The following is a 5,444-nucleotide window of genomic DNA, read 5'->3' as shown; positions in this document are numbered from 1 at the left end:
TGGTAGAAGATGCCCAAGGTTCCAAAGCTCCAATTCAACAAATCGCTGATAAGATTTCAGGGATTTTTGTACCGGCGGTTTTAATTGCTGCGGCAGTTACGCTGCTTATTACGGGATTTGTTACCGGAGATTGGCAGACGGCAGTAATTCACAGTGTGGCGGTCTTGGTGATTGCCTGTCCTTGTGCGTTGGGTCTAGCTACGCCCACTGCCATTATGGTAGGAACTGGCTTAGGCGCAAAAAACGGTATTTTGATTAAAGGTGGTCAAGCGCTAGAAACAGCTTCTCACATCACCAGCATCATTTTAGACAAAACTGGTACGATTACTGCGGGTAAACCCCAAGTAACCGATCTTTCCTTAAAAGAAGAGCGACTTTTAGATGTGATTGTGAGCCTAGAAAATCAATCTGAGCATCCTTTAGCCCAAGCTATTTTGAATTATGGAAAAGAACAGGGAGCACAAACGTTACCTGTTAGTGAGTTTGCTGCCATTCCCGGTTTTGGGATTACTGGGGTGATTGCTGGGATTACCTACCGCCTGGGAACCAAAGACTATGTGGCAGAACGAGAGAATTTAGAAAGCTACTCATCAGTTTTAGATAGCTGGAGTGCTGCTGGGAAAACGTTGATGATTTTAGCAGATGAACGGGAGATTTTAGGGGCTATCGCCGTGGCAGATACCATTAAAGAAACCTCGAAAAAGGCTATTTGTGACCTGCAAACTCAAGGGATTAAAGTCTTTATGCTGACTGGCGATAACCAAAAAGCTGCCAACCACATTGCCAAACAAGTGGGGATTCCTGAAGAAAATGTCTTTGCAGAAGTTTTGCCAGAAGACAAATCTGCAAAAGTTCAATACTTGCAAGAAAAAGGCGAAATTGTGGGCATGGTAGGTGATGGGATAAACGATGCACCGGCCTTGGCTCTAGCAGATATCGGCATTGCCATGGGCAGTGGCACGGATATCGCGATGGAAACCGCTGATGTCACCTTAATTCACAGTGACTTAACCTATGTGGATAAGATGATTCAACTATCCCAAGCAACAATTCGTAAAATCAAACAAAATCTTTTCTGGGCTTTTGTTTATAACACCATTGGCATTCCCTTTGCGGCATTAGGCTTTTTGAATCCAATTGTCGCTGGCGGGGCCATGGCCTTTAGTTCAGTAAGTGTGCTGTTAAATTCTTTAAGTTTGAATCGTAAAAAGTTCTAACCTTGAAAAATCATTTTGCTCGGGAATTCGGCAAAATGATTTTTTCTTTTGAAACTGATAGGATGAAAGTAAGGATTGAAATAACTGCAAAGGAGCGGAAGAATATGAAGTCCAATCACGAAAAATATCATGAACAGATGGATCACGATATGAGTAAGATGAATCACGAGCAAATGAATCATGATATGAGTAAGATGAATCACGAGCATATGGAGCATGATATGAGCAAGATGGATCACGAGCATATGGAGCATGATATGAGCAAGATGAATCACAGCCATATGAACCACGATATGAGTGGCATGGATCATTCCATGCATATGGGCAACTTTAAGCAAAAATTTTGGCTATCATTGATTTTGGCGATTCCGATTATTCTCTTTTCGCCTATGATGGGGATGGAATTACCTTTTCAAATTAGTTTTCCGGGTTCTGATTGGCTAGTTTTAGTTTTGGCAACCCTGCTCTTTTTCTACGGGGGGCAACCCTTTCTAGCAGGAGCGAAGATGGAATTAAAAGACAAGAGTCCGGCGATGATGACCTTAATTGCGATGGGGATAACAGTGGCGTATGTCTACAGTCTTTATTCTTTTGTGGCGAATCATTTCTTCCATGCCCACGTGATGGATTTTTTCTGGGAACTAGCAACTTTGATCGTCATCATGCTTTTAGGACATTGGATTGAAATGAATGCTGTCTCCAATGCTGGTAATGCATTGCAAAAATTAGCTGAGCTTTTACCGGATACCGTGACTCGTCTAACGGATTCTGGAGAAGAAAAAGTTTCCTTACAAGAAGTCAAAGAGGGAGAACGCCTATTAGTACGTGCTGGGGATAAGATGCCTACGGATGGTATCATTGAAAAAGGTCAGACCATAGTAGACGAATCTGCTGTAACGGGAGAATCACGAGGGGTTAAAAAAGATGTCGGTGACAAAGTAATCGGCGGTTCGGTCAATGGCAATGGTACAATCACTATAAAGGTTACCGGCACAGGAGCAAGCGGTTATTTAGCGAAAGTTATGGAAATGGTGCGCCAAGCCCAAGCTCAAAAGTCCAAACTGGAAAATTTAGCCGATAAAGTGGCGAAATGGCTGTTTTATATTGCATTGATTGCCGGAATATTGGCTTTTGTGATTTGGTTGTTTGTAGCTGATTTGTCCACAGCTTTAAATCGGATGGTAACGGTCTTTGTCATCGCGTGTCCCCATGCACTGGGATTAGCGATTCCTTTAATCGTCGCCCGTTCAACCTCTATTGCCGCTAAAGAAGGTCTGTTGCTAAAAAATCGTAATGCCTTGGAAAATGCTACGGAAATTCAACAAGTGCTATTGGATAAAACCGGTACCTTAACTGCCGGAACTTTTGCGGTGACAGGTTTTGTGAATTTTTCTAATGAAAAAAGTGATTCACAAGTCTTAGGTCTAATTGGTGCTTTAGAAGCTTCAGCTAATCATCCGATTGCTACTGGGATTATGAACTATTTAAAAGAACAAGCAATCACAGTCTTAAAAGCTGAAAATGTAGAAAATATTTCCGGTGTGGGACTTGCAGGTGTTGTGGATGGTCAAAAATTAGCAATTGTCAATGAAGCAGAATTACAACGACGAGACATTTCCGTTCCTAGTGAAGTCAATTATACCTATGAAGAACAAGGTAATACCATTAGCTATTTACTTGTGGAAGATCAATTAATGGCACTGATTGCCTTAGGAGATCAGGTCAAACCAGAAGCCAAAAGCTTTATTCAAGCCTTAAAAGAGCGTGGCATTGAACCTGTAATGCTTACAGGAGATAACGAGCACGCGGCAGCCAGCGTGGCAAAATATTTGGGCTTGGACAGTTATTATGCGCAACTCTTACCAGAAGATAAAGAGGCGATTGTCTCTCAGCTGACGAAAGATGGGAAAAAAGTAGCCATGGTGGGAGATGGAATTAATGATGCACCAAGTTTGGCCCGGGCTACTGTGGGCATTGCCATTGGTGCAGGAACCGATGTAGCCATTGATTCTGCCGATGTGGTGTTGACAAATTCCAACCCGGAAGATATTTTACGCTTCTTGGATTTAGCGAAAGAAACTCGGAAAAAGATGGTTCAAAATCTTTGGTGGGGAGCGGGCTACAATATTTTCGCCATTCCGCTGGCAGCGGGGATCTTAGCACCAATTGGCATTATTTTGAACCCAGCAGTCGGCGCCATTTTAATGTCGCTAAGTACAGTGATTGTGGCGTTAAATGCCATGACTTTAAAAATTAGAAAATAATTCTTCGTAAAAGCCCCAGTTTTTTTAGCTAGGGGCTTTTTTTCGGGAAGTTTATGGTGTAAAGAAGGGTTTGTGTTATAATGTGTTCGTTACGAAAAGGCAGATTGCCTAGAGTTGTTTGATTATCAAGATTGCTGGTTTTTAATAGTCAGCCAGTATTTATATAGGAATAACTAGGAGTGAAAAGATGGAATTAAAAAAGTTGGAAGTCCCAACCACCTCAATTACTGAAGTCAAAAAATCCCCTATGGATGTCTTTGAACAGGCACGCCAAGCGGGAACTGGGGTCTATGTTTTTAACCGGGAAAAAGTTGCGGGCATCATGTTGACTCAAGAACAATATGAAAATCTCTTACAAGAATTACACAATCGCACAACTGTTCCAGAAGAAACGGTAGAAAGTGTGGCAGGTTTGGATGATTTTCTAAGCGTGATGAGAGAAGCTTTGATTACCGGAACCACTGTTTCTGCAAAAAACTTAGACGAACGCATGGTAGCACTAGGCTTTATCACCCGGAAAACCGGCTTTGGTGGTGTTGTGGAGATGGTCAATGAATTGAAACAAACGGGGAAAATCGTTTACCAATTGCGAAAAAAACACGAAGGAAAAAACGTTGTTGCGGAAATGATTGGCGAACAAGACAATCAAGCAGCGATGTTTGATAAAGTGATTATTAAAAAGATTCATTTGAAAGAAGTTTAAAAGCTCTAAAAATTACTATGGCAATTCTCACCTATGAGCTTCTCACCTTTTAGAACGTTAAGAGCTTTGTTGAAAGCTACAGGTGATAGTAATCTGTAATTGAGTCTTTAAGAAAGTAAAGCGCTAGGATTTTCTATGTTTTAATAGGAAATCCTAGCGCTTATTTTGCAGATTATAATGATTACTTTGCTGAGATGAATGTCCTAAAATCAATTGTTGCTAGTTAAGAATGAGTTTTCTTTTGGAGTTTTTCTTTTTTGGGAAAAAGGCGAATCTTTAAGACAGTGGCCCAAAAGATACCGAAGAGCTGAGGGATGATATACAGGATGGACAGGCCCAACACAAGCCAAGCTGGATTAAATGGCTGGTAGAAAAAGCGCCACTCCGGATGCTTGAATTGGAGGTAGAATGACAAAATCGTGCTTAGAATATTGCCTAAAAACCAGAGAGGCAGTTGATTGCTCGCTTTAAAATAAAAACCTAGCGTAATCGTTAGCACTAGGGAAATTAAAAAGCCAATGACGGACTGAAAATAGACATCGAGTAACAAAGACAAATAGACAAAAGGAATGGAAAATAACGCCAAAGGTAAAAATTTTAGTTTGTTGCTCATATTGCACCTCCTGATGCGTTGTTATTCAATTACATTTTACGACCATTTATTAAAAGTACAATGCTTTTGGAAGAAAACTTGGAAAAGATGAGTTGTTTTTTAGTTTGCTCACTCTAAAATGCTATTTAATCACTGCTTAAAAAGGAATAACTTAATCAAATAGTTCTTTTTTCTTTAAAATCAGAGGTGAGTGGAACTGGGCAATAAAAATATCTATGTTTTTTTATCTGTTTGTTGATTCGCTTGTGGACAATGGATTTCAAATATTGAATAACGAAATTCGGATAAAGTTTATTTTATTCAATAACTTTCGATAATTATTTATCAAAAAAAATAGACAAGAATTTAATTTTTGAAAAAACTTTTTAGTAGCTGTATCCTATTTTTAAGTTGTGGTAGGATTGAGAACAAAGGGGTTGATAAAATGAATCCATTAACAAATCGATTCAATAAACAAGTAGAAAAAATCGCCGTTTCCTTGATTCGGCAATTTGATGAACGGGTCTCAGGAATTGATGATATTTTGAAATTAACCTTGGGAGAACCGGATTTTAACACGCCAGAACACATTAAAGAAGCTGGTGAAAAAGCGATTCAAAATAATTTTAGTCATTATAGTGGCATGGCAGGTTTACCTGATGTGCGCC

Annotated in this window: 4 protein-coding genes and 1 pseudogene; 4 read left to right on the top strand and 1 reads right to left on the bottom strand. The window is 40.0% G+C overall.

Features of this window, described 5'->3' with window-relative positions; translation table 11 throughout:
• From AB5754_RS12480 to AB5754_RS12470, 3 genes are all read left to right on the top strand, one after another.
• A partial coding sequence (locus AB5754_RS12480; RefSeq protein ID WP_368259631.1) for a heavy metal translocating P-type ATPase occupies window positions 1-1,217 on the top strand: 1,217 nt, incomplete at its 5' end.
• 104 nt (window positions 1,218-1,321) lie between these two features.
• Window positions 1,322-3,481, top strand: a complete 2,160-nt coding sequence (locus AB5754_RS12475; protein WP_368252285.1) for a copper-translocating P-type ATPase — start codon at window positions 1,322-1,324, stop codon at window positions 3,479-3,481.
• 187 nt (window positions 3,482-3,668) lie between these two features.
• A complete protein-coding gene (locus AB5754_RS12470) occupies window positions 3,669-4,184 on the top strand; it encodes a type II toxin-antitoxin system Phd/YefM family antitoxin (RefSeq protein WP_368252286.1) in 516 nt (171 codons plus the stop codon).
• A gap of 223 nt (window positions 4,185-4,407) precedes the next feature.
• Here AB5754_RS12470 and AB5754_RS12465 read toward each other — a convergent pair whose 3' ends face one another.
• Window positions 4,408-4,797: a hypothetical protein gene (locus tag AB5754_RS12465; RefSeq protein ID WP_311832835.1), complete on the bottom strand. Its 390-nt coding sequence runs from the start codon at window positions 4,795-4,797 to the stop codon at window positions 4,408-4,410.
• 424 nt (window positions 4,798-5,221) lie between these two features.
• Here AB5754_RS12465 and AB5754_RS12460 point away from each other — a divergent pair.
• Window positions 5,222-5,444 (top strand): annotated as a pseudogene (locus tag AB5754_RS12460) (pyridoxal phosphate-dependent aminotransferase); the annotation flags it as partial.

The sequence above is a fragment of the Enterococcus sp. 2201sp1_2201st1_C11_2201SCRN_220225 genome (assembly GCF_040925905.1).
Taxonomy (GTDB): Bacteria; Bacillota; Bacilli; order Lactobacillales; family Enterococcaceae; genus Enterococcus_C; species Enterococcus_C asini_A.
Note: the sequence above shows the minus strand (reverse complement) of the source record. Positions and strands in the feature narration are given on the sequence as shown.

Bases quoted from the DNA above. Each gene is read 5' to 3' on its own strand.
- AB5754_RS12475 (WP_368252285.1), top strand. From the start codon at position 1,322: ATGAAGTCCAATCACGAAAAATATCATGAACAGATGGATCACGATATG.
- AB5754_RS12470 (WP_368252286.1), top strand. From the start codon at position 3,669: ATGGAATTAAAAAAGTTGGAAGTCCCAACCACCTCAATTACTGAAGTC.
- AB5754_RS12465 (WP_311832835.1), bottom strand. From the start codon at position 4,797: ATGAGCAACAAACTAAAATTTTTACCTTTGGCGTTATTTTCCATTCCT.